Origin of the sequence: Bradyrhizobium sp. NAS80.1, from assembly GCF_001908205.1 — a bacterium.
GTDB lineage: Bacteria > Pseudomonadota > Alphaproteobacteria > Rhizobiales > Xanthobacteraceae > Bradyrhizobium.
In genome coordinates, this window is the sequence record NZ_LGHL01000423.1 from 1 (window position 1) to 860 (window position 860).

The following is an 860-nucleotide window of genomic DNA, read 5'->3' on the forward strand; positions in this document are numbered from 1 at the left end:
CCTGGAGCTTGGTCAGGCCGCCGGTCTTGTCGCCCACAACCGAGGTCAGAGCGGTATATTCGGTGTCGACGGTCGCGGCCGACAGACCGAGCGAGTCGGAGACGGCGGAGAGCGCGGCGTTGTCGGCGCGCATCGAGGTCGCGATCGACCAGTAGGCGGCGTTGTCCGAAGCGGTCGAGACGCGCTGGCCGGTCGAAATCCGGTTTTCGGTCGTCTGCAGGTTGGAGCTGACGTTCCGGAGGGTCTGCAGCGCGGTCATTGCTGCGGAGTTAGTGAGCAGGCTAGAACCCATTTTTGATGTCCCTTTGAAGATTGGATTGAGTTTGGGGACATACCGGGCTTGCACCGGTACGACAGGGCGGCGTCATGCCTTTGGGCTCCGCGGAAAAGCGGGTTAGGGCCCAACCTGTCGTAACGGCGAGGTTAGCGCGCGAAGCTTGTGCGAAGCTTGTGGCTCTGTGCCCCCTCAGCAACAGGGCAGTCGAAACTACGGCGTGTGCGCGGCGTCACGCCAAAATGAAAAGGGCCGCGCTTCGCGAGAAGCGCGGCCCTCCCCAGATGGTCTAAGGCTTAGCGGAACAGCGACAGGATGCTCTGGCTGCTGTTGTTGGCGATCGAAAGCGCCTGAACGCCGAGCTGCTGCTGGACCTGGAGGGCCGACAGGCGGGTGGACTCCTGGTTCATGTCGGCGTCGACGAGCTGGCCGATACCACGATCCACCGAGTCCATCAGGGACTTCACGAACTCCGAGTTGGTCGAGATGCGGTTCTTGACGGCGCCGAGGTCGGCGGCGGCCGAGGCCACCGAGTTGATCGCAGCGGTGACCTGCGCGATGTAGCCATCGAGAATGGTCTGCTGGG

General features: G+C 63.4%; 2 protein-coding genes. Both read right to left on the reverse strand.

All coding sequences use genetic code 11. The features are described 5' to 3' along the window. Positions 1-292: flagellin N-terminal helical domain-containing protein (locus AC629_RS44010; RefSeq protein ID WP_502693123.1), on the reverse strand; the 292-nt coding region annotated here is incomplete at its 3' end. A gap of 278 nt (positions 293-570) precedes the next feature. After that, on the reverse strand, positions 571-860 hold a 290-nt coding region (locus tag AC629_RS44015), incomplete at its 5' end, for a flagellin (protein WP_283848249.1).